This is a genomic window from Aeromonas sp. 5HA1 (assembly GCF_029237245.1).
GTDB lineage: Bacteria > Pseudomonadota > Gammaproteobacteria > Enterobacterales > Aeromonadaceae > Aeromonas > Aeromonas salmonicida.
The window spans coordinates 187,208-213,401 of record NZ_JAACFW010000004.1; the positions used below are offsets into that span (position 1 = coordinate 187,208).

Sequence of the window (26,194 nt, forward strand, 5' to 3'; positions counted from 1 at the left end):
GAGTGCCGGATGGAAAGGAGTGTTGCCAGGGGGGTCGCTACTGATGCATTTAAAATCAAGGGATTGATATTCATGGAACGGGATTTTCAGTCGATATAGTCCACACAAGGTGTGCAGCTTTGTTTGACGCCATTGAGACAGCCATAAGGATATCCCATGAATCTCTCCCTTCGCGGCAAGTTGTTGGCCACCAGTCTTGGCGTGGTCCTGATCACGGTTTGCCTGCTGGGCATGACCGCCTTCTATACCCTGAAAAACCAGACCCTGAGCGCCATCGACAGCGAGGCGCGCAACTATGCCAGCGCCTACGCCGAGGGGATCGGGAAATGGATGCAGGACAGGCGTGAGAGCCTGACCGCCCAGGTCAATGTCATCGCCAACCACCCGACGTCCGAGCTGGTGCCTCATCTGCAGCAGACCTTGCGATCCGGCGGCTTCGGGCTGGCCTACTACGGCTCGGAGGAGGGGGTGATGACCCGCAACGATCCCTCCCTCAACAAGGGTGATTATGACCCGCGTGCGCGGCCCTGGTATCAGGATGCGGTCAAGGCGGGCAAGCTCATTATCACGGAACCTTATGTCAGCGTGACCATGCAGCAGCTGGTGGTGACCCTGGCCGAGCCCGTGATGCAGCAGGGCCGACTGGCCGGTGTGGTCGGTGCCAACCTGGCGCTGGAACAGCTCATCAAGGATGTGCTGGCGATGCGGGTGCAGGGGGATGGCTACGCCATGCTGCTGGACAAGAGCGGCCTTATCGTCGCTCACCCGAACAAGGATCTGGCGCTCAAGAAGAGCCAGGACTTGGCGCCTGAGCTCGATGCCAACCGCTTGGTGGGCATGAGTCAGCAGGGCGGCCTGCAGGCGGTGCAGATTGGCGGACGTGACACCAAGATGCTGGTGTTGCCGATCCCCAACACCGACTGGCTGCTGGCCATGGTGATGCATGAGGATGTGCTGATGGCGCCGTTGCAGAGCCTGCTGTTGCAGTTGTCACTCATCAGTGCGGGTCTGATCCTGGTGTTCGGCCTGGTGCTGACCAGCACCTTCAAGTACCTGTTCCAGGATCTGGGCCGGGTGGCAGGGGCGCTGCACGATATCGCCCACGGCGAGGGGGACCTTACAGTCCACATCAACACCCGCAGCAAGGATGAAGTGGGCCAGCTGGCCGAGAGCTTCAACCAGTTTGTGGCCCGCCTGCACGGCATCGTCAGCCGCTTGCGGGATGTGACCGTCGAACTGGCGGCCCAGTCCCGTACTCAGGCGGCCGGCGCCCTGGCTCGCAGCCAGCGGGTGCGCCAGCAACAGGACGAGATCGTCATGGTGGCGACTGCGGTAACCGAGATGGCTTCTGCAACTCAGGAGATCGCCGGCAACGCCGAGTTTGCGGCCACCACCTCGGGGGATGCGGTCAAGCTCGCCGTTGCGGGCCAGTCCCAGGTTGGCCAGAGCCAGCGCAGCATCACAGGGCTGGCGGATGAAGTGGCCGATGCCAGCCAGATCATCAATGAGCTGGATGCCCATGCCCAGAAGATCAGCGGCATTCTGGCGACCATCAGCGGCATCGCCGAGCAGACCAACCTGCTGGCGCTCAACGCCGCCATCGAGGCGGCACGGGCCGGCGAACAGGGTCGTGGCTTTGCCGTGGTGGCGGACGAGGTGCGGGTGCTGTCCAAGCGTACCCACGACTCCACCGACGAGATCCAGCAGATGATAGAAACCCTGCAGCAGACAACTCGCCGTGCGGTCGGTGGCATGGAGACCAGTCGCCAGCTGGCGGGCACCAGCGTGGAGGATGCGGAAGCCGCCAACCAGAGTCTGTCACTGATCAACCAGGCCATAGGTTCCATCAGCGACATGGCGACCCAGATAGCGGCGGCGGCCGAAGAGCAGACTTCGGTCACCAGCGAGATCAGCCGCAATACCGAGAACATACGCCACGTTTCTCAGGAGCTGGCCGAGCAGGCGGGCGAAGAGGCCGCTCAGGCCGCCGAGCTCAAGTCGCTGACCGAGCGGCTGGAGCAGGAGATAGGCCGCTTCCGGCTCTAAACCGGCCAGCAATAAAAAGGGCAGCCCGCGGGCTGCCCTTTTGCATGTTCGCAGGTTATCCGGGCTGCTTGACCCAGATGAGCTTGTCGGTGGCAAAACCCAGCTCTCTCGCCTTGGCGATCAGGGCATCGACCTTGGCTTTCGGCGGGTTGGGGGTGCGGGAGAGGATCCAGAGATAGTCGTGGTTGTAGCTGGTCACCAGGGCGAGCTGGTAATCGGGGTCAAGATCGATGACGTTGTAGCCGCCGTAGAAGGGGCCGAAGAAGCTCACCTTGAGCCGAGCCTCGTCCGGCTTGTCAACGAAATAGGCCTTGCCCTCGGCCTCGCGCCAGCTGCCATCGCTCTGCTTGCCCCGATTGATCACCCTGACGCCACCATCATCACGCAGGCTGTAGCTGGCGCTGACCTCTTCCAGCCCCCGCTCGAAGCTGTGATCCAGACGCGCTATCTCATACCAGGTACCAAGATAGCGGTCGAGCTGGAAGCCGGTGACGGGACGGATGCCATCGGCCATTCCGGTACAGGCCGTCAACAGCAGGCCACACAACAGACAGAACAGTGAACGCATAAGTTATCCCTCTTTTATCCCTCAATGATACGAAGTTGGCCGTCCCGAAAGCGGGAGGCCTGATCGGTTGGCGTGCTGCCGAAATAGCGTTTGTACTCCCGGCTGAACTGGGAGTTGCTCTCGTAGCCGACCTTTGCCGCCGCGGCACCGGCCTTGATGCCGTCGTGCAGCATCATGAGCCGCGCCTTGTGGAGGCGAAACGACTTGATGTACTGCAGCGGCGAGGTGGAGGTGACCGCCTTGAAGTGGTGGTGAAAGGCGGAGACGCTCATGTTCACCTCCCGCGCCAGCTCCTCCATGGTGAGGTTGTCGGCGAAGCGCGACTCTATCATACGCAGCACCCTGGCTATCTGGCCCACATGGTTGTGACGGTTGGCCAGCGCCTGCAGCGCCGGGCCACCCCCCTCATGCAGCGCGTAGAACAGCATCTCCCGCACTGTCTGCGGTCCCAGCACCCGGGCGTGGTGGGGCTTGTCCATCAGGTCGATCAGTCGCTCGGCGGCACAGAACATTTCTTCGGACAGGGGGACTGAGTGGACACCGCTCTTTTGCACAGCCGGGGCGGGCAGGGCATCCCCCAGTTCCAGCAGCAGCTCCTGCAGGGTGGCGACGTTGATCTCGAGGGAGAAACCGACAAGAGGTTGCTCGTGGGAGGCAAAACACTCGCACTCACAGGGCAGCGGCAGCGTCATCAGCAGATAGTGGCTGGGATCGTAACGAAACACCTGATCCGCCAAATAGCCCACCTTGTGTCCCTGCAGTATCACTATCATCCGTGGCTGGTAGAGCACGGGGGTGCGACCGTGGTACTCGGTGGTGTAGATAAGGTTTACCTGCTCAACCGGAGAAGCTGTGATGCCGGGAGCCGTGACGTGACGGGTCAGTTTGGCGGCGAGGTCGGTGTAACGGTTCTGCATGGAGTCTCATTTGTGGTGATTCTGGCGGGTTTGTAGAAATAGGCAAGAATCAAGCAGGATGTTGTCTTGATGGTAGAGGTGGTCTGGAGAAAAATGCAATCACATTTTGCGGCCTGGCCGCCCGAAACATAGAAAGGCAATGTCGATGAACAACTTTACTCTGCATACCCCGACCAAGATCCTGTTCGGCAAGGGCCAGGTTGCCCAGCTTCGTGAACAGCTCCCGAGCGATGCCCGCATCCTGATCACCTATGGCGGTGGCAGTGTGGTGCGTACCGGCCTGCTGGCCCAGATCCGCGACGAGCTGGCGGGCATGACACTGTTTGAATTCGGTGGCATCGAGCCCAACCCCACTTACGAGACCCTGATGGGGGCGGTGGCGCTGGCCCGCGCCGAGCGCATCGACTTCCTGCTCGCCGTGGGCGGCGGCTCAGTGCTCGACGGTACCAAGTTCATCGCCGCCGCTGCCCATTACGATGAGGCCCGGGATCCCTGGCACATACTCGAGACCGTTGGTAACGAGGTGCGCTCCGCCATTCCGCTCGGCGCCGTGCTGACCCTGCCGGCTACCGGTTCCGAGATGAACATGGGTGCCGTGGTGACCCGCCGCAGCACGGGTGACAAGGTGCACTTCTTCTCGCCCTTCGTGATGCCGCGCTTCGCCGTGCTGGATCCCGTGCTCACATACACGCTGCCGGCTCGTCAGGTGGCGAACGGTGTGGTGGATGCCTTCATCCATATCCTGGAGCAGTACCTCACCTACCCGGTCAATGCCAAGGTGCAGGATCGCTTCGCCGAAGGCCTGTTGTTGACCCTTGTCGAAGAGGGCCCCAAGGCGCTGGTGGAACCGGAGAACTACGAGGTGCGCGCCAACATAATGTGGAGTGCCACCATGGCCCTCAACGGTCTGATCGGTGCCGGTGTGCCCCAGGACTGGGCTACCCACATGCTGGGTCACGAGCTGACCGCCCTGCATGGCCTGGACCACGCCCAGACCCTGGCTGTGGTGCTGCCCGCCCTGTTGCAGGCCAAGCGCCAGCAGAAGCATGCCAAGTTGCTGCAATACGCAGAGCGGGTGTGGGATCTGCGCAGCGGCAGCGAGAGCGACCGTATCGACGGGGCCATTGCCGCCACCCGTGACTTCTTCGAGCGGATGGGCGTCAAGACTCGCCTGCGGGACTATGGTCTGAGCGAGCTGGGCATCGACACCCTGATCGGCAAGCTGGCGGAGCACGGCATGACCGCCATTGGCGAGCATGGCGATATCGATCTGGTGCAGAGCCAGCATATTTATGAAGCCGCCTGGTAACGGCACAGGGGCAGAACGTCGGGATCGAAACGATTAATTCAGAGGGGTCGGGGCCTGCCATTTGGCGGGTGGCCGGCCCCTTGTCTGTTACAAAACAGTTACTTTTCCTGTTTTCGCCCCGATATCTGTGATCGGAGCAGATTTCGTAAGAACAAAAAGCGCTAAGATAGAGGGCCGGTAAAACATTTTTTTTGACTGGTTGGATCACTTTTTCCAGTGCTTTTTACTGGTATAAGTCGCTAATTTGGTTTGTTTTTTTAAATCCAGGTCCGGGATGGGCTGAATTCTGTACGCGCGCCATCGGGACTGCGGTTGTAATAAAACTCCAAAATTTGATACTAATCACCTTCGCGCCTGAGAAGCGGGGGCCTGACCATGACAGGAGGTTGAGGTAAAGCCTACTGATTTTCATAACAAAGGGCCCGTGACCTGCACTTTGGTCATGTCTTGTTTCGCCAGAAATGCGACACTGGGCAGCGATTGTTTATTAACCATCAGGGAATAGTCATGCAGATTGGAATACCGAGAGAGAGTCTCGCCGGTGAGACCCGGGTCGCAGCGACCCCGGCCACCGTTGAGCAGCTGAAAAAGCTCGGCTTCGAGGTCGCCATCGAGGCCGGTGCCGGCCAGCTGGCCAGCTTCGATGATGCCGCCTTCGAGGCTGCCGGTGCCAGCGTGGTACCGAGCGTCTGGCAAGCCGACCTTATCTTCAAGGTCAACGCGCCGACCGATGCCGAGATCGCACAAATTAAAGATGGTGCCACCCTGGTGAGCTTCATCTGGCCTGCCCAGAACCCTGAGCTGGTCAAGAAGCTGTCCGAGCGCAACATCAATGTGATGGCGATGGACATGGTGCCGCGGATCTCCCGTGCCCAGTCCCTCGATGCCCTCTCCTCCATGGCCAACATAGGCGGCTATCGCGCCGTGGTCGAAGCTGCGCACCAGTTTGGTCGCTTCTTCACCGGCCAGATCACTGCCGCCGGTAAAGTCCCGCCCGCCAAGGTATTGGTGATCGGTGCCGGTGTGGCCGGTCTGGCTGCCATCGGTACTGCCGGTTCCCTCGGCGCCATCGTCCGCGCGTTCGATACCCGTCTGGAAGTGGCCGAGCAGATCGAATCCATGGGGGGTGAATTCCTCAAGCTGGACTTCGGCAGCGAAGATGGTGCCTCCAGCGATGGTTATGCCAAGGTCATGTCCGATGAGTTCATCGCAGCCGAGATGGCGCTGTTTGCCCAGCAGGCCAAGGAAGTGGACATCATCATCACTACCGCCCTGATCCCGGGTCGTCCGGCTCCGAAGCTTATCACCAAGGAGATGGTCGACAGCATGAAGCCGGGTTCCGTGATCGTGGATCTGGCTGCAGCAACCGGCGGCAACTGTGAATACACCAAGCCGACCGAGTTGTTCGTGACCCCCAACGGCGTCAAGGTGATCGGTTACACCGACCTGCCGGGTCGTCTGCCTGCCCAATCCTCCCAGCTCTACGGTACCAACCTGGTCAACCTGATGAAGCTGATGTGCAAGGAGAAGGACGGCCAGGTTGCCATCGACTTCGAGGACGTGGTCCAGCGCAACATGACGGTGATCCAGGCCGGTGAAGTGACCTTCCCGCCGCCCGCCATCTCCGTCTCTGCCGCGCCGCAGAAGCCCGCAGCTGCCCCGATCAAGAAGGCCGAAGCGAAGCAGCCCTCCAACAAGAAGTTCGTGTTCGGTGCCCTTGGCATCGCCGCCTTCGGTTGGGTGGCGGCCGTGGCACCTGCTGCCTTCCTGTCTCACTTCACCGTATTCATCCTGGCCTGCGTGGTCGGTTACTACGTGGTGTGGAACGTCTCCCACTCCCTGCATACGCCGCTGATGTCGGTCACCAATGCCATCTCCGGCATTATCGTGGTCGGTGCCCTGCTGCAAATTGGTCAGGGTTCTACGCTCGTCACCGCGCTCTCGTTTGTCGCCGTGCTGATTGCCAGTATCAACATCTTTGGTGGCTTTACTGTCACCCAGCGCATGCTGAAGATGTTCCGTAAGGATTAAGGGGGTTTAACGTGTCTCAAGGACTGGTAACAGCATCCTATATCGTTGCCGCCGTGCTCTTCATCCTCAGTCTCGCGGGACTGTCGAAGCAAGAAACGGCCAAGCATGGCAACTTGTTCGGTATCGCGGGTATGGCCATCGCCCTGCTCGCTACCGTATTCAACCCGGAAACCAGTGGCGTGCACTGGATCATCCTGGCCATGGTGATCGGCGGTGCCATCGGCGTGCGTCTGGCCCTCAAGGTCGAGATGACAGAGATGCCCGAGCTGGTAGCCGTGCTGCACAGCTTCGTGGGCATGGCGGCCGTGCTGGTGGGCTTCAACAGCTTCATCGACTTGCACCCGTCTGCGCCGGCCGAGGTGGTGGTGTCCGTCGGTTCCAACCTGGATGCGACTCTGGCTGCTGCCCGGGCGGCGTTCGAGCAGGCGGCCAGTGTCGCCCAGGTCGAGCACCTCTCCGGCGCCATGCTGAACATCCATCTGGTGGAAGTGTTCCTGGGCGTCTTCATCGGTGCCGTGACCTTCACCGGTTCCGTGGTGGCGTTTGGCAAACTGCGTGGCCTGATCTCTTCCAAGCCGCTGATGTTGCCCCATCGCCACAAGCTGAACCTGCTGGCCGTGCTGGCCTCTCTGGCGCTGATGGTCTACTTCGTCAATGCCGGTGGTTCTACCTTCGCCCTGTTGGTGATGACCCTGATCGCCTTCGCCTTCGGCTGGCATCTGGTTGCCTCCATCGGTGGCGCCGACATGCCGGTCGTGGTCTCAATGCTCAACTCCTACTCGGGTTGGGCGGCGGCAGCGGCGGGCTTCATGCTCTCCAATGACCTGCTGATCGTGGTGGGTGCCCTGGTAGGTTCCTCCGGTGCCATCCTCTCTTACATCATGTGTAAGGCGATGAACCGCTCCTTCATCTCCGTTATCGCCGGTGGCTTCGGCTCCGACGGCGTGGCCTCCACGGCCGACCAGGAGATGGGCGAATACCGCGAAACCAGCGCCGAGGAAGTGGCTGATCTGCTGAAGAACGCCAGCTCCGTCATCATTACCCCGGGCTACGGCATGGCGGTGGCGCAGGCCCAGTATCCGGTGGCTGAAATCACCCAGAAGCTGCGTGATCGCGGCATCAAGGTGCGTTTCGGTATCCACCCGGTTGCCGGTCGTCTGCCAGGCCACATGAACGTGCTGCTGGCGGAAGCCAAGGTCCCGTACGATATCGTGCTGGAAATGGACGAGATCAACGACGACTTCAACGATACCGATGTGGTATTGGTGATCGGTGCCAACGACACCGTCAACCCGGCTGCGATGGAAGATCCGGGCAGCCCGATCGCCGGCATGCCGGTGCTGGAAGTCTGGAAGGCGCAGAACGTCATCGGCTTCAAGCGCTCCATGAACACTGGCTATGCCGGTGTCCAGAACCCGCTGTTCTTCAAAGAGAACACCCAGATGCTGTTTGGCGATGCCAAGGCCAGCGTCGAGGCCATCCTGAAAGCGCTGTAAGCGTCGGCCAGGAGAGACAAAAGGAGGCTTCGGCCTCCTTTTTTATTACTCACTTTTTGGTATATCCTCAGCCAATGCATGGATGGAGATCACGGCATGATGTGGCGTAAAGGATGGATCTTGCTCTGCCTCTGGTGGGGATGGACGGTACAGGCAAACGAACAGCCGAGCCTGACTCTGTTGACCGAGTTGTGGCCGCCCTATGTGATGCGGCTGGACGACGGCAGCCTGGGGGGCGCCGATCTGGAGCTGGCCCGCAAAGTACTCACAAAAATGGGCTATCGCACCACAGTAAAGGTGTTGCCCTGGAAACGGGTGCTGCAGGAGGCCAGATTCCAGAACGGGGATGCCATCGTCGATGCCTTCTTCGAAGAGCGGCGGCTGGAGTGGCTGCACTATCCGGATGAGCCGCTCTCCCAGAGTGGCGAAGTGATATTTTTCCCCCTGAACAAACCCGTCGACTTCCAGAGCCTCGCCAGCCTCAAGGGGCTGCATATCGGCACCCAGGCGGATTATGCCTATGGCGAAGCCTTCCTCACCGCGACCGAGTTCACCCGCTTTCCCATGACGGGAGAGAGCAACATGATCAAGCAATTGCACATGATGATGGCGGGGCGGCTCGATGCCGTTGTGATGAACCAGAGGGTGGGATTGCATCTGCTCAAGGGGCAGGGGTTGCAGGATCTGGTGGGCCATAGCATCAAGACGGTGACCGACAACAACCGCAACTTTCTCGCCTTCACCCACAAACCCGGCCATGAGCGCCTGGCCTATCAGTTTTCCCTCGCCCTCAAAGCCTTCAAGCAGACCCCCGAGTATCAGGCCTTGCTGACCCGCTACGGGCTCTGAGGCGCGGTCACGTCCCGTTTGTTGAGTCATGTCACCAGGCGGGTCCTTTTGTTGTGCTCTCGTTCACAATCTGTGGCACTTTGCCGCCACTTGGGCATAATGCCTGCGCAAAAAGCGATATGGCTCAACTTTATTTGAGTCTGATTGCTTTAGCGTTACCCCAAGTTGACTGGATGACTCCTATGATGCAGGCCACCCCATTACGCCAAACCAGTGCGTTGACCGATGAAGAGCGCCACCTGATCGCCAGCTTCGAACCTGCTGTGGAGGCGCTCTCCGCCCTGTTCGGCCCGGGTTGTGAAGTGGTGCTGCACGCTTTTGACAGCCTGCACGCTTCCGTCATCAAGATCGCCAACGGCCATATCACAGGCCGGGAAGAGGGGGCACCTGTCACCGACTTTGCCCTCAACAAATTGCAGAGCGCAGCAGGCAGCCAGTGGAGCAGCTACTTTTCCCGCACCCGGGAGGGGGGGCTGCTCAAGTCTTCCTCCATCACCATCAGCAACCGGGAGGGCAAGCCCATCGGCATGCTGTGCGTGAACTTCAGCCTGGAGACGCCGCTCGGGGCCCTGCTCGATACCTTCTCGCTGCCCGCTGCGCCAGCGCCCCTCAACAACGAGACCTTTGCCAGCTCGGTTGACGATCTGGTCGCCCAGGTGATCCACAAGGTGGATCAGGATGCGAGCCTCGGCAGCAGCGTGCGCAACAAGGCGATTGTGCACCGGCTCTACGACATGGGCATCTTCGAGATCAAGGATGCCGCCCAGCTGGTGGCCGAGATGCTCGGCATCTCCCGTCATACCGTCTATCTGCATATCCGCAACCACAAAGCGGATCTGACCGAATAATAAGAGCCCGCCCGTGGGCGACATGAACATGAGAAACATCGCAATGAAAGCACAATGGACCGACTTTATTACCCTGCTCAAGCGTGAAGTGGTGCCGGCCCTGGGCTGCACCGAGCCCATGTCGGTGGCGCTGGCGGCGGCCAACTGCCGCAAGCTGCTGGGGCAGGATCCGACTCGCGTCAGCGTCTGGGTCAGCGGCAACCTGTTCAAGAATGGCATGGGGGTCGGCGTGCCCGGCACCGGCATGATAGGGCTGCCGGTGGCGGCGGCGGTCGGTTTCACCGGGGGCAACCCGGATGCGGGGCTGGAGGTGCTCAATACCCTGACCCCGGCCCAGGTGGAGGCTGCCAAGGCGCTGCTGCCCATCATCAAGGTGGACGTGAAGGATGTGGCTGACGTGCTCTACGCCGAGGTCTTGGCTGAGGTGGAGGGCCACAGCGCCCGTGTGGTGATCTGTACCGACCACACCCGCATCGTCTTGATGGAGCTGGACGGCGAGGTGCTGATGGAGCAGGCCAGCGCCCCCGGCGTGCAGATCCAGCCCGCCAAGTCCGGCAAGCCCGCCATGACGCTGCGCGAGATAGTAGCGTTTGCGCTGGAGGTGCCGCTGGCTGAGATCGACTTCATTCGCGCCGCGGCCACCATGAACCAGGCGCTGGCGGATGAAGGGCTGCAGGGTTATGGCTTGCAGATCGGCAAGATCCTGACCGAGCAGGTGGAACGCAAGCTGCTCTCCGATGATCTGATGACGCTGGCCATGCGGCTCTCCTCGGCGGCCTCCGATGCGCGGATGGACGGTGCCATGCTGCCAGCCATGTCCAACTCCGGCTCCGGCAATCAGGGCATAGCCGCCACCATGCCGGTGGTCGCCGCCGCCCGCTTCCTCAAGGCGAGTGACGAGCAACTGACCCGGGCGCTGGTGATGAGCCATCTGGTGGCCATCTACATCAAGACCCATCAGAACAAGCTGTCGGCGCTGTGCGCCGCCAGTACCGCCGCCATGGGCTCGGGAGCCGCCATTACCTGGCTGCTGGGGGGGCAATTCGAGCAAATTAGTCACTGCATCAACAACATGATCGGCGACGTTTCCGGTATCATTTGCGACGGCGCGGGCAGTGCCTGCTCCATGAAGGTCTCTACCTCCACCTCGGCGGCAGTCAAATCATCGCTGATGGCCATCAACAATCTGCACGTGCCCCAAAGCGAAGGCATCGTCTCCGATGACGTGGACGAAACCATCGCCAACCTGGGTCGCCTCTCCAAACTGGGGATGCTGGATACGGATATCGAGATCATCAACATCATGCGGGCCAAGCAACAAGGCAAGGCCCAATGATGCAAGGGGTGGCGCAGGCCACCCTCTGTTTTTCCGTCTGCTGACGCCACTCCGGCCACGGGGAGTCCGATACGGTCGATGTCAGGGAGGTGTCTGCCCGGCACTTCCCAATTTTGCGTCACCCCGGTTGCACCGGGGGACGTGCCGCCACGATGCGGCGAGTTTCAGGGAGGAGTGTGCGTACCGGGCACTCGTCCGTACACCTCGGGCCCGGCCCGATTATTTTGGGGAATATCGTCATGACTCTTAGCGTTATAGGTAATCTGGCCATTGCGGCCATCTTGCTGCTGTTTCTCTATCGCTTGCAGCAAAAACATGTGAGCTTCACCCGTCGGGTGTTTGCGGGTCTGGGGCTGGGCATACTGTTTGGTGCCGCCTTGCAACTGCTCTACGGGGCTGGTGCAGGGGTCATAGGCCAGACCATCGACTATTTGGATATCGTCGGCAGTGGCTATGTGAAGCTGCTGCAGATGATCATCACGCCGCTCATCATGGTCTCCATCATAGGGGCCATCCTCAAGCTCAATGGCGGCACTGCCCTTGGCAAGATCAGCGCCATGACCATAGGGGTGCTGATCTTCACCACCATGCTTGCTGCCGGCGCAGGCATACTGATGTCCAACCTGTTTGGTCTGACGGCTGAAGGACTCACCGCCGGTGCCGCCGAGACCGCCAGGGGCGCGGCATTGCAGACCACCCTCGGCAGCGTCGAAAGCATGTCCTTTGCCAAGATGGTGCTGGAATTCATTCCGGCCAACCCCTTCCTCGACATGACAGGTTCGCGCAAGACCTCCACCATAGCCGTGGTGATCTTCTCCATCTTCATCGGTCTGTCCGCCACCGGCATAGCCCGCAAGAAACCCGAGATCTTCGAGAGCTTCGGTCGCTTCATGGAGGTGGCCCACGTCATAGTGATGCGGATGGTGACTCTGGTACTGCGCCTCACCCCCTATGGCGTGCTGGCGCTGATGGCCAAGGTGGTCTCCGGCTCCAACTATGCCGACATCCTCAACCTGCTCAACTTCGTCATGGCTTCTTACGGCGCCATTGCCATCATGTTCGCCGTGCATCTGCTGCTGGTGGGTCTGGTGGGGATCAATCCGCTGCGTTTTCTCAAGAAGATCATGCCGGTACTGGCGTTTGCCTTTACCTCTCGCACCAGTGCGGGCTCGATCCCGATGAACGTGCAGACCCAGACCAAGGCGCTCGGCATTCCAGAGGGGATCGCCAACTTCGCCGCCTCCTTCGGCTCCACCATCGGCCAGAACGGCTGCGCAGGCATCTATCCGGCCATGCTGGCGGTGATGATAGCTCCCACAGTGGGGGTCAATCCCATGGATCCCGGCTTCATCATGACGCTGATCGCCATCATCACGGTCAGCTCCTTCGGGGTTGCCGGGATAGGTGGTGGTGCGACGTTCGCTGCCTTGATCGTGCTCTCAGCTCTGGACTTCCCGGTGGCACTGGCGGGCCTGCTCATCTCCATCGAGCCGCTGATCGACATGGGCCGCACCGCCCTGAACGTCTCCGGTTCCATCACGGCGGGCACTGTCACCAGCCGCTTGCTGGGCGAGACGGACATGCAGGTGTTCAACAGCGAGCACGAAGTGTGCCTGGACGGCGAAGAGTCCACCATCTGACCCGCTTGCCAGGGCAGGGGCCAGCCCCAGCCCATCGATAGACCAGAGGGAGGGCATGCCCTCCCTCTGCCATTGAAAGGAGAAAGTATGAGAATCCTGATCATAGGTGGCGAAGCCGCCGGTATGAGTGCGGCGGCCAAGGCCCGCCGTCTGGCCAAGGATGCTGAAATCGTGGTGTATGAGGCGTCCGAGGTGATCTCCTTCGGTGCCTGCGGCCTGCCCTATTTTGTCGGCGACGAGTTTCAGGAGCCGGGATACATGGCCGAGTTCACCCCCGAGCAGTTCGCCACCAAGGGGATCGAGGTTAAGACGGGCCATAGGGTGCTGTCGCTCGATGCCTGCGCCGGTACTGTGCAAGTGGAGCACCAGGGTGATGTCTTCACCGACACATACGATCGTCTGATGGTCGCCACCGGTGCCCGTGAAGTGATGCCCCCCATTCCCGGCCTGCAGCAGCAAGGGGTGTTCGGCCTGCGCCGCATGGCCGACGGTCTGGCGCTGAAGGCGGCTGTGCAGGACAAGCGAAATACCCGGGCCCTGGTGATCGGCTCCGGCTTTATCGGACTTGAAGTGGTTGAGGCGCTGGTGCATCAGGGTAAAGAAGTGCGCCTCATCGAACTGGCGGATCGGGTCATCCCGGATGCCTTCGACAGCGAAATCACCCGGCACATCGAAACCGAGCTGCGCGAGCAAGGGGTCTGTGTCCATCTGGGTGAGCGAGTCGAGGCTTTGCTGGGGAATGGCAGGGTGACCGGCGTGCGTACCGACAAGGGAGAGTATGAGGCCGACATAGTGGTGGTCTGCACAGGGGTCAAGCCCAACACCGAGTTCCTGGCCGACACCGGCATCAAGCGGCTGGCCAATGGTGCCATCGAGGTGGACAGGCAGGGCCGCACCTCGCTGGCCAACGTCTGGTCGGCTGGCGACTGCGTCAGCGTCTGGCACAGCGTCAAGCAGCAGCAGGTCTATGTACCGCTCGCCACCATAGCCAACAAGCTGGGGCGCATGGTGGGCGAGAACCTGGCCGGGGCCGAGCAGGTGTTCCCGGGCACGCTAGGCTCTGCGGCGCTCAAGGTGCTGGGGCTGGAGGCGGGTCGCACTGGTCTCTCTGAGCAAGAAGCCCAGGCGATGGGCATCGATTACCGCACCGTCGTCATCAAGGACAAGTGTCACACCAACTACTGCCCAGGCCAGTCCGATATTCACGTCAAGCTGGTCTACGAGGCGGGCAGCAAGCGCCTGCTGGGTGGCCAGATCCTGGGTCGCAAGGGGGCGGTACACCGCATCGATGCGCTGGCGGTCGCCATCACAATGGGGGTCACTACCGAGCAGCTCGGCATGCTGGACTTTGCCTATGCGCCGCCTTTCTCCCGCACCTGGGACGTGCTCAACGTGGCGGGCAATGTGGCCAAGTAGCTGACTGAAGATGGCGGCGCGTACACGGCGCTGTCATGCCAGTTGCACTCTGCAGGTAAATTGCAGACATAAAAAAACCGATGCCTGGGCATCGGTTTTTGTTGCTACCTGTCTAGCCGTTTCACTCAGCCGCGGCCGAGGCGGTTATCCGGGTAGTTCTTGGCCAGCACTTCACGGGCATGCTGGGCAAGGGTCGGCATCTTCAGCGTGTCGTAGGACTCGACCATGATCTCCAGCGCCTTTTCGGTTTCGGCCGTGTCGGGATAGGTCTCGACAATCAGCTTGGCACGGTTGGCGGCGGCGATCAGAGCATCACGCTTCACGTAGTACTCGGCCACGCTCAAGTCGTAGCGGGCAAGGCGGTTCTTCAGGCCGATCATGCGAGCACGGGCATCGGCGGCATAGACGCTGTTGGGATAATTCTGCAACAGTGTCTTGAAGTCCTGGAAGGCCTGACGGGCATAAGAGGGGTCTTTATCATCCCGATTGATGCCCAGGAAGTCCTGGAAGAAGTTGTAATCGCCGGCCATGTTGGTCAGACCGCGCATGTAGAACACATAATCGATATTTTTATGCGCCGGATTGAGGCGGATAAAACGGTCGATATTGGCGATCGCCTGAGCGGTATCGTCCTGTTTGTAATAGGCGTAAATCAGGTCAAGCTGAACCTGGTTGGAGTAGGCGCCGAAAGGATAGCGCGAGTCCAAAGCTTCCAGTAACTCGATAGCATTCACATAGTTACCGGCATCCAGCTTGAGGCGTGCTTTCTGGTACAGGGTCTCCGGCGGTTCGTCGGGTACCTTGGGTTTTGTGCTGGAACAGCCTGTGATCAAGGTAGCGACCAAGGCGAGTGACATCAGCAGGTGAGACTTCTTTCCCATCAACAACATCCGGTCCATTTCCACGAAATTGGCAAAGTATCCGTTATGCTTGGCTAAAAGAAAAGCTAGAATACCCGGATTATTTCGAATTGATACCCCCCGCTCAAGAGACCATACATGAGCCAGCATATTGAACTGACAGGCGAATTTCAGGATCACCAATTCGGGCAGCGACTCGACCAGGCCCTGGCCGAATTGTTTCCAGACTACTCCCGAACCCGCATCAAGGAGTGGATTTTACAGGACAGAGTGACCCTGGATGGTCAGGTTGCGAACACGCCGCGCGAGAAGGTACTTGCCGGGCAACAGGTGCATGTAGATGTCGAGCTGGAAGATGACACCCGCTGGGATGCCCAGGACATAGCACTCAACATCGTCTACGAAGATGAACACATTCTGGTGATCGACAAACCGGCCGGTCTGGTGGTTCACCCTGGCGCAGGCACGCCGGATGGCACCATTCTCAACGCCCTGCTGCACCGTTATCCCGACATCGCCGAGGTGCCTCGCGCCGGTATCGTGCACCGTCTGGACAAAGACACCACAGGTCTGATGGTGGTGGCCAAGACGGTACCGGCCCAGACCCATCTGGTGGAAGCGCTGCAGGCGCGCCAGATCACCCGTGAGTACGAAGCCATCGCCATCGGTCACATGACCGCAGGTGGCACGGTAGATGCCCCCATAGGTCGTCACCCTACCCAGCGTACCCATATGGCCGTGGTGCCCAATGGCCGTCCTTCCGTGACCCACTATCGGGTACATGAGAAGTTCCGTGGCCACACCCGTCTGCGTCTGCGACTGGAAACCGGTCGTACCCACCAGATCCGCGTACACATGTCTCACATCAAGCATCCGCTGGTAGGGGATCCCGCCTACGGTGGTCGTCTGCGCCCGCTGCGCAATGCGACACCCGAGCTGACCCTGGCGCTGCGTAACTTCAACCGTCAGGCGCTGCATGCCACCATGCTGCAACTGGCTCACCCCATCACGGGGGAAGTGATGCAGTGGCACTCGCCCACGCCGCAGGACATGCTGGATCTGATGGAAGTGATGCGGGCCGATACCCTCGCCAATCCGGATGATTTGGTCTGGAACTGATGAGCTGATAAACAAGGCTGTCCGCGACGGTTTCTGCCGTTGCCCGGCCTTGAATCATACCTGAAACGGGGCTCCTTGACTGGCAACAGCGAAGGAGCCCCGTTTTTATATGTAGAAATGTGAGAGGAGCCTCAGATGAAATGGATCGAACCCGACTGGCCGGCACCGGCTCGTGTCAGAGCGCTGTCGACCACCCGGGATGGCGGTGTGAGCCAGGGTGTCTTCGCCGGTCTCAATCTGGGAGCCCATGTGGGTGATGAAGTGGCGCGGGTTGAGGCCAATCGGGCCCGCCTGCAGCAGGCGGCGCAGATCCCCGGGTCCCTCAACTGGCTCAATCAGGTGCATGGCACCGCAGTGCATCAGGTCAGCAACCAGTATGATGTCGTGCCGGATGCCGATGCAGCCTGTGCCCATGAGGCGGGGTTGGCTTGCATAGTGATGACAGCCGATTGCCTGCCGGTGTTGTTCTGTGACAGAGCCGGCACTGTCGTGGCGGCAGCCCATGCCGGTTGGCGCGGATTGTTGGGCAATGAGCAGGGTGGCGTACTGGAAGCCAGCATTCAGGCCATGGGGTGCAATCCTGCCGATATCCTCGCCTGGCTTGGCCCCGCCATAGGCCCCGGGGCCTTCGAAGTGGGGGGCGAAGTGCGAGACGCCTTTATGGCGCAGCAGGCCGAAGCAGAAGCTGCATTCGTACCTTCATCCAACGAGGGGAAATGGCTGGCGGATATCTACTTGCTGGCCAGGCTGCGGCTGGCCCGTGCCGGGGTCGGCGCCGTTTACGGTGGTGAGTACTGCACCTTCGGCGATGGCGAGCGGTTTTACTCGTATCGCCGCGATGGCCAGACGGGCCGCATGGCATCACTTGTCTGGTTGGCACAATAGCCTGTGCCCGGCTCTTTTCTCCGGAAAAGGGCCGGGATCCAGCCCATCCCCGCCTTGCAGAAAAAATAACCAGCCCCTGCCCTTGAAATAACCCGTACGGGCCTCATCTTTCTTGTCAGAAAGTTATGTTGTTTGCCGCGCAAGCGGCGTCTGCCTTGAAGGGGGAGTGCAATGCGCCTCGATCGTCTTACCAGCAAATTCCAGATTGCTATTTCCGATGCCCAGTCTCTTGCACTGGGTCGTGATCACCAATTTATCGAACCCGTCCATCTGATGACAGCGCTGGTCAATCAGGATGGCGGCTCCATTCGTCCACTGCTCACCCTGACCGGGATGGACATCAATACCCTGCGCTCACGCCTGGGGATTGAGCTGGATCGACTGCCCAAGGTGAGCGGCGTGGAGGGCGACGTTCAGCTCTCCAGCGGCCTCGGCCGGCTGCTCAACGTCTGTGACAAGCTGGCCCAGCAGCGCAAGGATCAGTTCATCTCTTCCGAGCTGTTCGTGCTCGCGGCCCTCGACGAGAAGGGCAACCTGGGTGAGCTGCTGCGTGCCCAGGGGCTGACCAAAGAGAAACTCGAAGCTGCCATCGACAAGGTGCGTGGCGGCAGAAAGATCGATGATGCCAACGCCGAGGAGAATCGCCAGGCGCTGGAGAAATACACCATAGACCTCACGGAGCGGGCCGAACTAGGCAAGCTGGATCCCGTGATCGGTCGCGACGAAGAGATCCGCCGTACCATACAGGTGCTGCAACGCCGGACCAAGAACAACCCTGTGCTGATCGGTGCCCCCGGCGTCGGCAAGACCGCCATTGTCGAAGGGCTGGCCCAGCGCATCATCAACGGTGAAGTGCCGGAAGGGCTCAAGAACAAGCGGGTATTGTCGCTGGATATGGGATCCCTGGTGGCCGGTGCCAAGTATCGCGGCGAGTTTGAAGAGCGGCTGAAAGCTGTACTCAACGATCTGGCCAAGGAGGAGGGCAACGTCATCCTCTTCATCGACGAGCTGCACACCATGGTCGGCGCCGGTAAAGGCGAGGGCGCCATGGACGCGGGCAATATGCTGAAACCGGCGCTGGCCCGTGGCGACCTGCACTGCGTCGGTGCCACCACGCTGGATGAGTACCGTCAGTACATAGAGAAGGATGCAGCCCTCGAGCGCCGCTTCCAGAAGGTGCTGGTGGAAGAGCCGAGCGTGGAGGACACCATTGCCATCCTGCGCGGCCTGAAAGAGCGTTATGAACTGCACCACCATGTGCAGATCACGGACCCCGCCATTGTGGCGGCAGCCCAGCTGTCTCATCGCTATATCGCGGATCGCCAGCTGCCGGACAAGGCCATCGACCTCATTGACGAGGCCGCCGCCAGCATTCGTCTGCAGATTGACTCCAAGCCGGAGTCTCTCGACCGGCTTGAGCGACGCATCATCCAGTTGAAACTGGAGCAGCAGGCGTTGATGAAAGAGGATGACGATGCCAGCCGCAAGCGGTTGGATCTCATCAGCAAGGAGATTGGCGAAAAAGATCGGGAATACAACGAGCTGGATGAGGTGTGGAAGGCCGAGAAGGCTGCCCTCGCCGGTACCCAGCACATCAAGGCGGCGCTGGAACAGGCCCGTCAGGATCTTGACGTGGCACGTCGCGCTGGCGACCTGGGGCGGATGTCAGAGCTGCAGTATGGCCGCATCCCCGAGCTGGAGAAACAGCTGGATCTCGCCACCCAGGCAGAGATGCAGGAGACCAGCCTGCTGCGCAACCGCGTCACCGACGTGGAGATAGCGGATGTGCTGGCCCGCTGGACCGGCATTCCGGTGGCGCGCATGCTCGAAGGGGAGCGCGACAAGCTGCTGCGGATGGAAGAGAAGCTGCACAGCCGGGTGATCGGTCAGGAGGAAGCGGTCGAGGCCGTATCCAACGCCATTCGTCGCTCTCGTGCCGGGCTCTCCGATCCGAACCGGCCCATAGGTTCCTTCCTGTTCCTCGGGCCTACCGGGGTGGGCAAGACAGAGCTGTGCAAGGCGCTGGCCGAGTTCCTGTTCGATACCCAGGATGCCATGGTGCGGATCGACATGTCCGAGTTCATGGAGAAACACAGTGTGGCCCGTCTGGTGGGGGCGCCTCCCGGTTACGTGGGTTACGAGGAGGGCGGTTATCTGACCGAGGCGGTACGCCGTCGTCCCTACTCGGTGATCCTGCTCGACGAAGTGGAGAAGGCGCACCCGGATGTGTTCAACATACTGCTGCAGGTGCTCGATGATGGCCGCCTGACCGATGGTCAGGGTCGCACCGTCGATTTCCGCAACTCAGTGGTGATCATGACCTCCAACCTGGGGTCGGATCTGATCCAGGAGCACCACTCCGAGAAGGATTACGACGAGATGAAGGCCCTGCTGATGGAGGTGCTGACCCGCAGCTTCCGACCGGAGTTCATCAACCGGATCGACGAGACAGTGGTGTTCCATCCGCTTGGCGAGGATCACATCAAGTCCATTGCCCGCATCCAGCTCAAGAGCCTGATGGGTCGTCTGGAGGCTCAGGGTTACGAGGTGGAGGTGAGCGAGGCGCTGCTCGAGAAGCTGGTGCATGCCGGGTTCGACCCCGTCTACGGGGCACGGCCCCTCAAGCGGGCGATCCAGCACAAGGTCGAAAACCCGCTGGCCCAGGCACTGCTCTCCGGTCGCATCGTTCCCGGCAAGAAACTGCTGCTGGGGGCCGACAGCAACGGCCTGACCATGAACCAGTAATAGGATTGTCGATGAAAAACGCAGGCCCTGTGCCTGCGTTTTGTTTTCTGGGGGATTGAGATGATGAAGTTTTCCATCTTGGTGGATGATGATGTGCATCTACCCGGCTGCTTGCCTGAAAAGGGGCTGTCGTTACTGTTGGAGTGCGATGGCCTCAAGGTGCTGTTTGACAGCGGCCGTGGACGGGCTTTGCAACACAATGCTGATGTGATGGGGATCGATCTCGCCTCGCTCACCCACGTGGTGCTGTCCCACGGTCATTATGATCATGTGGGTGGTATTGGTTCGCTACCCCTCTACTCACCAGCTATTCCTCTGATCGCCTGTCCGGATGTGTTCTGCGAGCGTGGCTATTTTCTATCGCTCCCCTTCTTGCGTCGCAACCTCTATCGCCTCTCGGGGGATCTTGAGCGGGAGTCGCTGAGCGCAAAGGGGCTTCTCCCCCACTGCTCCGCCGAGCCGGTGTGGCTCTCTGATCGTTTGGTGTTCCTCGGGAGCATTTCGCGGCGCGACCGGGCAACCCCTTCGCTGCTTGGTTACATATTGCGAGGTGGGCGAATAGAGAAGGATGCCATATCGGATGATTCGGCGCTGGCCTACAAGAGCCCACGTGGACTCATCATCTTCATCGGCTGCGGCCACTCCGGGGTCGAAAACATAGTGCAACGGGCCAGGGAGGTGTGCGGTGATGAGCGGGTGCATGCCGTCATCGGTGGTTTGCACCTGAAGTTTTCCGGCCCGCAGCGGGCGGCGGCGCTGGGCATGTATCTGCAACAGGAGGGAGTGGAGAGCCTCTTTGCCTGCCATTGCACCGGCAAGCGGAAAGTGGGGCTGCCACGGCAGACCAACATAGGTGCGGGGTTCGCATATGTATTTCCGCCATAAAAAAAACGGCAATCCTAAGATTGCCGGGAGGAATGTAGTCATGCGACCTGACGTGGGTTGAGCGGGTCGCAGGGGCAAGCCCCGGTTTCGCAGAGAGTCGGAATGATCCTCTGCTTACAGCATGCCCGTGATGCGCTCTCTCATCCCGGACGGCCACACACCTGTCAGGCCTGACCTGAACGCCGCAGCATGCGGGTCAGACCCATTGAATCATCTTGCTTACAGCATGCCAGGGATGGCGGCCTTCATCTCTGAGGGCCAAACGCCGACCTGAACCTGACCTATGTGCTCTTTTTGCAGCAGCAACATGGCCAGACGGGATTGGCCTATGCCGCCCCCTATGGTCTGCGGCATCCGCTCTGCCAGCAGATCCTGGTGCCAGTCATATTGCAGGCGACCTTCATCACCTGTGATGGCGAGCTGGCGGCGCAGGGCCTCTGCGTCCACCCGGATCCCCATGGAGGAGATCTCGAAGCTGTCTTCCAGCACAGGGTTCCACACCAGAATGTCACCGTTCAGACCCGCCAGACCCAGTTCGCTGTGGCTGCTCCAGTCGTCATAGTCCGGGGCGCGTACATCGTGACGCTCGCCGTGGGAGAGGGCGCCGCCGATGCCGATGAGGAAGACTGCACCCAGCTCCTTGGCGATGGCGCGTTCGCGCCCCTTGGCATCGAGAGCCGGGTAGCGGGCCAGCAGCGCTTCGCTGTGGAGGAAGTGGATCTCGCCCGGCAGGAAGGGAGTCAGTTCGTGTTCGGCGCAGACGGCACGCTCGGTGGCCTTGATGGCGGCCCAGATGCCGCGCACGGTTTCTTGCAGATAGGCGAGATCGCGGCGCTCGCTCGGCATCACCTTCTCCCAGTCCCACTGATCCACGTAGACGGAGTGGATGGGGGTGAGCTTGTCTTCGTCCGGGCGCAGTGCCTTCATGTGGGTGTAGATGCCTTCACCCGGGCCGAAGCCGAAGCGACCCAGGGTCTGGCGCTTCCACTTGGCAAGGGAGTGAACCACTTCGTAGCTGTGCTCCGGCAGTGTCTTCACCTTGACCTGCACCGCATTCTCGCTGCCTGACAGGTTGTCCTGAGTACCATCTCCGACCCGGCTCAGAATGGGGGCTTGCACCTCCATCAGGCCCAGTTGCTGGGCGAGTTGGCGGGAGAACATCTCTTTGACGAAGCTGATCTGCTGTTGGCTGCGAATGTAGTGCTGTTTCATGCTGAATACCTGTCTAGAACCCGTTGGATGTGACGATTCTTCAACAGAATGAACGCTAAATTCAATATTCGATAATAGAAATAGGCTTTACACATTTTTTTGTTCAAAATAGACCGCAAATTAATGAGGTATCGTCAACGGGAGTGCAAAAAAGTGCCGGAAAATTATCGGATCGATAATCTCGATCAGGCCATCCTCACCGCCCTGATGGAGAATGCGCGGATCCCTTATGCCGAGTTGGCCAAACAGCTGGCGGTCAGCCCGGGTACCATCCATGTGCGGGTGGAGAAGATGAAGCAGGCGGGGATCATCGAGGGCACGCGGGTGCAGGTGAACCCCAAGAAGCTGGGTTATGACGTTTGTTGCTTCATCGGGATCAATCTTAAAAGCGCCAAGGATTACCCCTCGGCACTGGCCAAGTTGCAGGCGCTGGACGAGGTGGTGGAGGCCTACTACACCACGGGTCACTACAGTATCTTCATGAAGGTGATGACCCGCTCCATCGACGAGTTGCAGACTGTGCTGATCCACAAGATCCAGACCATAGACGAGATACAGTCCACCGAAACGCTCATTTCGCTGCAGAACCCGATATTGAGAGACGTGAAACCTTGACGAGCCACCTGACCGTCGGGATCAGGGTTCGATATAGGGAATGCCGTACTTGTCGTAGATGGCCTTGAGTCGGCCATCCCGCTTCATGCGCAACAACTCGGCATCGTAGGCGGTCATCATGGCTGGTGTATCGGCATCGGCCTTGGCCTTGGTCCAGACGGTGTAGTAGGGGCTGGCCTTGAGTGGCTTGGGCAGGTAATCGAGTTTGCCCTCCAGCCCCTCCTCTCTGATCTGGGCGAAGGCGGTAACCAGCGGCATGGGCACTGTATCAATGCGCCCGGCGATCAGTTTGCGCAGTTGCAGCTGGTTGATGGGGATCTCCTGGATCTGATAGGCGGGGTCCTTGAGCGCCGCAGCCAGTTCGGGAGTGTAGGCAAAATCCTTGGTCAGCCCGATGCGCCAGGGTTTGAGGTCTTCCAGGGTATCGTAGCGGATCCTCAGCATGTCGGCTTTGCGCACGAAGAAGTGCCAGCTGTGGCGCAGATGGGATTGCTGTGGATAGAGCAGGTAGCTCTCTCGCTCCGGCTTGTAGGAGTGGGTCATCACAAGGTCATACACGCCGGTCTCGGCATTGCGGGTGAGGCGGGCACCCGCATCGGTCAGTTCGATCTTGATGGGGATCTTGAGCTTGTTGAAGATGGCGGTGACCACGTCCACATCGAGTCCGCCAGGCTGGGCCTTGTCATCCAGAAACTTCAGCGGCGGCTCAAGGGTGCCGCCTATGACCAGCTCTTTGGCCTGGAGCCAGAGAGGGAACAGCAGACAGAGCAGGGGTAACTTTCGCAAACCACATCTCCTGCACGGAATAGGGAATCGCCCACGGGCATGATTCAAGTATATTGGCCCGAATATTCAACAGAGACGACCCCGGATGGCAAATCCTGAAATCGAAAGTGAGTTGGATGGCATCGACAGGTTATCTGTCGGCTTCTATCGTCTTGGCTTGAGTCTGGCAGCTTTATTGCTGGTGTGTCGAGGGGCCAGCCTGCTGATCGGGCAGGATTTTTTAGCGCCCTCAGTCTGGTTGACGGCGCTGGTGGTGGCCAGCGGGGTATGCGGACTCTGCCTGCATGTCTATGACAAGCGCATCCGTTTCATCTTGCAGGTGTTTGCCTGGGGTGGCCTGGTACTGAGTGCCAGCGGAGCGCCCGAGGTGCTGGTGTTGGGGGCGTCGTTGGCGACGCTCTCCGGACTGGCGTTCAAGGAGCAGTTCTGCTTCGCCATTCCGGGCATCAAGGCGCTGCCCCTGTTGTTGCCCTTGCAGTGGGGACTGGAGTGGGCACAACTGGGCTGGGCCGCCGCGCCGGTTGCCCTGGCATGCGGCCTGTTGCTTGGCTTGCTCTGTCTGGCAAAGTGGCGGATGCCCCTGCACTTCGACATCGGTGACAAGGGGCGTTACCAGATTTAGGTCTGATGGCAGCCTTTCATCTGCTGATTGAGGGCTTGCATCACTTGATGGCGGCTGATGATGCCGATCACTTTGCCCTGCTCCAGCACCGGATAGATCTTGGGTTTTGCCCCGGTCATCTGGCGCGCCAGATCCAGAATGCTGTCGTCCGGGTCGACCGAGAGAGGCGTCCGGCTCATCATGTCTTCCACTTGAGTGCGGGTATCGCAGTGGTAGCTGCCGGTGATCAGACTGGGAATGCAGTCCTGTTCGGAGAGAAACCCGACCAGCTGTTGTTGGTCATCCAGCACAGGCAGGCCGCTCAGCCCTGAGTGGTGCAGCCGATCCAGCGCTTCGGCCAGACCGAGTTGCGGGGTGAGGAAGTGGGTCAGGCGACTCATGTGATCGCGAATATGTAGCATATGATGGCTCCAGAAGCGGGGTGTAGTGCCACTATGGGCGCTGTGAGGCGGACAAGGCCAGTGGTTTGTGCCATGGGGATTGATAGGTACCGCCGTCGCGGGTATGCCAGTGGCTGGTGAGCAATGACAAAAGGAGAGGTTATGCGTGCATTGGTAACGGGCTGTGGCCGTCGACTCGGTTTCTACCTGTGTGAACAGCTGGTAGCGGCAGGCTGGCAGGTAACGGGCAGCTATCGCAGCGAGCGACCCGAGCTGGCTCGGCTGCGCGCCCTGGGAGTGACGCTGGTGCAGGCGGATTTCGCTTGTGAAGAGCAGGTCGGCCAGCTCATTGAGGTGCTGGCATCACAGCAGGATCTGGCGCTGGTGATCCACAACGCCTCGGCCTTCGAACCAGAGGCGGCAGATGCTGCGGCGCAGCTGGCCCAGTTCGATCAGTTCTATCGGGTACACATGGCGGCGCCATTTCGGCTCAACCGGGCGCTGGCGCCCCAGCTGGCCCGCAATGCCAATGCCAGCATCATCCATATCACGGATATCTATATTCACGCTCCGGCGCCCCAGTTTGCCAGCTATGTGGCCACCAAGGCCGGAGCCCACTCCCTTGCCATGAGCTTTGCCCGCGAACTGGCGCCTGCCATCCGGGTCAACACCATAGAGCCGGGCCCTATCCTGTTTCTCGACGAGCATGGCGACGCGTGGCGCCAGCAAGTGCTGGCGAAGACGCCGCTGGCGCGGGAAGGCGGGCTTGAGCCTATCTGGCAGGCGGTGCAGCTACTGATGGGGAACGACTACATGACGGGGGCCAGCATCCGGGTAGATGGCGGCCGCAGCCTGGCGGTCATCTGAACCCTGACTGAGCCGCAAGGGGGTCAAGCCTACCTGCAGCTCCTCGATCACCTTGCCCTTCATCAGCCGGGTATGCAGTGGTAGCGTGACTTTGCGGTCATGCACTTCTCCCTGGCCATACAGCTCGGCCAGCAGTTCATTGAGATAGGCATCGACGCGAGTCGCGGCAAAATCATCTGCGGCACTGCTGGCCAGAATGTCGATATCCAGCGGCCGGTCGAGCACCTTGCAGTTCGGATCGCTGCGATCCCGGCCATGGGCCAGTTCCATGGCGATGAAGAGGGTTTTCAACTGCTGGGCTGTCAGCCCGCTTTCGGCAACGAACAGGCAGTTGAGGAAGTCGTGCCTGGAGTGCATTCCCACCGGTTTGGTCTGGATCACCGAACTCAGCTGCAGGCGGCCAAAGTGTTCAAGCAGTTCGCCAACCACCTGACTGACGTGAATATGGGGATCAAGATTCGATCCAATGCTGCACAGATAGAACATGCTCACCGATCCTTGGGTTGGGCTCATCTGAAATGTATACACGGCTCACGGTTATGGGATTAACTATGCATTAACATACATTTGTCTGTTGTGATCAGGCTCTTGTTGGCAAGAAAGGAGGTTTGCATGAGTGTGGAACTGAAATGGGCACTGTTGACCGCATCCAGCGCGTTGGCAATGATCCTGATTATCTGTGTGGCATCCGTCGGTCTGGCGTGAACCCCGTCCCTCATTTGCGGTATGAACCGGCCTCCTGGCCGGTTTTGCTTTTTGGGG

General features: G+C 60.2%; 24 protein-coding genes. 17 read left to right on the forward strand and 7 right to left on the reverse strand.

Annotated elements, in window-relative coordinates:
• The first annotated feature begins 156 nt into the window (after positions 1-156).
• On the forward strand, positions 157-2,046 hold the full coding sequence (locus GWQ27_RS05675) for a methyl-accepting chemotaxis protein (protein ID WP_021140785.1): 1,890 nt from the start codon (positions 157-159) through the stop codon (positions 2,044-2,046).
• 55 nt (positions 2,047-2,101) lie between these two features.
• Here GWQ27_RS05675 and GWQ27_RS05680 read toward each other — a convergent pair whose 3' ends face one another.
• On the reverse strand, positions 2,102-2,614 hold the full coding sequence (locus GWQ27_RS05680; RefSeq protein WP_275906888.1) for a lipocalin family protein: 513 nt from the start codon (positions 2,612-2,614) through the stop codon (positions 2,102-2,104).
• A gap of 14 nt (positions 2,615-2,628) precedes the next feature.
• Positions 2,629-3,531, reverse strand: coding sequence for an AraC family transcriptional regulator (locus GWQ27_RS05685; RefSeq protein ID WP_219598005.1), 903 nt, complete (start codon positions 3,529-3,531; stop codon positions 2,629-2,631).
• Between the two features lie 145 nt (positions 3,532-3,676).
• On the opposite strand from GWQ27_RS05685, the gene yqhD reads away from it, so the two are divergent.
• The 8 genes from yqhD (at position 3,677) to GWQ27_RS05725 (ending at position 14,456) form a co-directional block, all read left to right on the forward strand.
• Positions 3,677-4,840, forward strand: coding sequence for an alcohol dehydrogenase (yqhD, locus tag GWQ27_RS05690; protein WP_021140788.1), 1,164 nt, complete (start codon positions 3,677-3,679; stop codon positions 4,838-4,840).
• Between the two features lie 507 nt (positions 4,841-5,347).
• Positions 5,348-6,871, forward strand: a complete 1,524-nt coding sequence (locus tag GWQ27_RS05695; protein WP_021139838.1) for a Re/Si-specific NAD(P)(+) transhydrogenase subunit alpha — start codon at positions 5,348-5,350, stop codon at positions 6,869-6,871.
• 11 nt (positions 6,872-6,882) lie between these two features.
• A complete protein-coding gene (gene pntB, locus GWQ27_RS05700) occupies positions 6,883-8,367 on the forward strand; it encodes a Re/Si-specific NAD(P)(+) transhydrogenase subunit beta (protein ID WP_059111821.1) in 1,485 nt (494 codons plus the stop codon).
• A gap of 96 nt (positions 8,368-8,463) precedes the next feature.
• Entirely contained in the window at positions 8,464-9,216 is a 753-nt protein-coding gene (locus GWQ27_RS05705) for a transporter substrate-binding domain-containing protein (RefSeq protein WP_087756971.1), read from the forward strand.
• A 182-nt stretch (positions 9,217-9,398) separates the two neighbouring features.
• A complete protein-coding gene (locus GWQ27_RS05710; protein ID WP_275906889.1) occupies positions 9,399-10,064 on the forward strand; it encodes a PAS domain-containing protein in 666 nt (221 codons plus the stop codon).
• Positions 10,065-10,092: 28 nt separating this feature from the next.
• Positions 10,093-11,400, forward strand: coding sequence for an L-serine ammonia-lyase, iron-sulfur-dependent, subunit alpha (locus tag GWQ27_RS05715; protein ID WP_275906890.1), 1,308 nt, complete (start codon positions 10,093-10,095; stop codon positions 11,398-11,400).
• A gap of 239 nt (positions 11,401-11,639) precedes the next feature.
• Positions 11,640-13,040 (forward strand): L-cystine transporter, encoded by a 1,401-nt coding sequence (locus GWQ27_RS05720; RefSeq protein ID WP_042467774.1) that lies wholly within the window; start codon positions 11,640-11,642, stop codon positions 13,038-13,040.
• A gap of 87 nt (positions 13,041-13,127) precedes the next feature.
• Positions 13,128-14,456, forward strand: coding sequence for a CoA-disulfide reductase (locus tag GWQ27_RS05725; RefSeq protein ID WP_275906891.1), 1,329 nt, complete (start codon positions 13,128-13,130; stop codon positions 14,454-14,456).
• A gap of 125 nt (positions 14,457-14,581) precedes the next feature.
• Here the strand turns inward: GWQ27_RS05725 and GWQ27_RS05730 are convergent, their stop codons facing one another.
• On the reverse strand, positions 14,582-15,337 hold the full coding sequence (locus GWQ27_RS05730; RefSeq protein WP_042467795.1) for an outer membrane protein assembly factor BamD: 756 nt from the start codon (positions 15,335-15,337) through the stop codon (positions 14,582-14,584).
• Between the two features lie 117 nt (positions 15,338-15,454).
• Here GWQ27_RS05730 and rluD point away from each other — a divergent pair, with 117 nt between their 5' ends.
• The 4 genes from rluD to GWQ27_RS05750 all read left to right on the forward strand — a co-directional run bounded on the left by rluD (position 15,455) and on the right by GWQ27_RS05750 (position 20,950).
• Positions 15,455-16,435: a 23S rRNA pseudouridine(1911/1915/1917) synthase RluD gene (rluD, locus tag GWQ27_RS05735; protein WP_005318472.1), complete on the forward strand. Its 981-nt coding sequence runs from the start codon at positions 15,455-15,457 to the stop codon at positions 16,433-16,435.
• A 135-nt stretch (positions 16,436-16,570) separates the two neighbouring features.
• Positions 16,571-17,320, forward strand: coding sequence for a peptidoglycan editing factor PgeF (gene pgeF, locus GWQ27_RS05740; protein ID WP_131730426.1), 750 nt, complete (start codon positions 16,571-16,573; stop codon positions 17,318-17,320).
• Positions 17,321-17,491: 171 nt separating this feature from the next.
• Complete coding sequence (clpB, locus tag GWQ27_RS05745; protein ID WP_219598000.1) at positions 17,492-20,065, forward strand: ATP-dependent chaperone ClpB; 2,574 nt, start codon at positions 17,492-17,494, stop codon at positions 20,063-20,065.
• A gap of 60 nt (positions 20,066-20,125) precedes the next feature.
• Positions 20,126-20,950 (forward strand): MBL fold metallo-hydrolase, encoded by an 825-nt coding sequence (locus GWQ27_RS05750; protein ID WP_275906892.1) that lies wholly within the window; start codon positions 20,126-20,128, stop codon positions 20,948-20,950.
• Between the two features lie 219 nt (positions 20,951-21,169).
• Here the strand turns inward: GWQ27_RS05750 and asnA are convergent, their stop codons facing one another.
• Positions 21,170-22,162 (reverse strand): aspartate--ammonia ligase, encoded by a 993-nt coding sequence (asnA, locus tag GWQ27_RS05755; RefSeq protein ID WP_219591445.1) that lies wholly within the window; start codon positions 22,160-22,162, stop codon positions 21,170-21,172.
• Between the two features lie 153 nt (positions 22,163-22,315).
• Between asnA and asnC the strand changes: the two genes are divergently transcribed.
• Positions 22,316-22,777 carry a transcriptional regulator AsnC gene (gene asnC / locus GWQ27_RS05760; protein WP_005318482.1) on the forward strand — a complete coding sequence of 154 codons (462 nt, stop codon included), beginning with the start codon at positions 22,316-22,318 and terminating at the stop codon, positions 22,775-22,777.
• 21 nt (positions 22,778-22,798) lie between these two features.
• On the opposite strand, the gene GWQ27_RS05765 is transcribed toward asnC, so the two are convergent.
• On the reverse strand, positions 22,799-23,563 hold the full coding sequence (locus GWQ27_RS05765) for a transporter substrate-binding domain-containing protein (protein ID WP_059168197.1): 765 nt from the start codon (positions 23,561-23,563) through the stop codon (positions 22,799-22,801).
• A gap of 85 nt (positions 23,564-23,648) precedes the next feature.
• On the opposite strand from GWQ27_RS05765, the gene GWQ27_RS05770 reads away from it, so the two are divergent.
• Complete coding sequence (locus GWQ27_RS05770) at positions 23,649-24,185, forward strand: DUF2301 domain-containing membrane protein (protein ID WP_275906893.1); 537 nt, start codon at positions 23,649-23,651, stop codon at positions 24,183-24,185.
• Here GWQ27_RS05770 and GWQ27_RS05775 read toward each other — a convergent pair.
• The gene (locus GWQ27_RS05775; protein ID WP_059113722.1) at positions 24,182-24,586 is read right to left on the reverse strand and encodes a CBS domain-containing protein; all 405 of its coding nucleotides are present in this window, start codon (positions 24,584-24,586) and stop codon (positions 24,182-24,184) included. The genes GWQ27_RS05770 and GWQ27_RS05775 overlap by 4 nt on opposite strands.
• Positions 24,587-24,727: 141 nt before the next feature.
• Between GWQ27_RS05775 and GWQ27_RS05780 the strand changes: the two genes are divergently transcribed.
• Entirely contained in the window at positions 24,728-25,432 is a 705-nt protein-coding gene (locus GWQ27_RS05780) for an SDR family oxidoreductase (protein ID WP_111588569.1), read from the forward strand.
• Here GWQ27_RS05780 and GWQ27_RS05785 read toward each other — a convergent pair.
• On the reverse strand, positions 25,358-25,918 hold the full coding sequence (locus GWQ27_RS05785; RefSeq protein WP_005318495.1) for a 2-amino-4-hydroxy-6-hydroxymethyldihydropteridine diphosphokinase: 561 nt from the start codon (positions 25,916-25,918) through the stop codon (positions 25,358-25,360). The two genes, GWQ27_RS05780 and GWQ27_RS05785, sit on opposite strands and share 75 nt — an antisense overlap.
• Before the next feature lie 126 nt (positions 25,919-26,044).
• Here GWQ27_RS05785 and GWQ27_RS05790 point away from each other — a divergent pair, with 126 nt between their 5' ends.
• A complete protein-coding gene (locus GWQ27_RS05790) occupies positions 26,045-26,137 on the forward strand; it encodes a YnhF family membrane protein (RefSeq protein WP_096071838.1) in 93 nt (30 codons plus the stop codon).
• Positions 26,138-26,194: the final 57 nt, after the last annotated feature.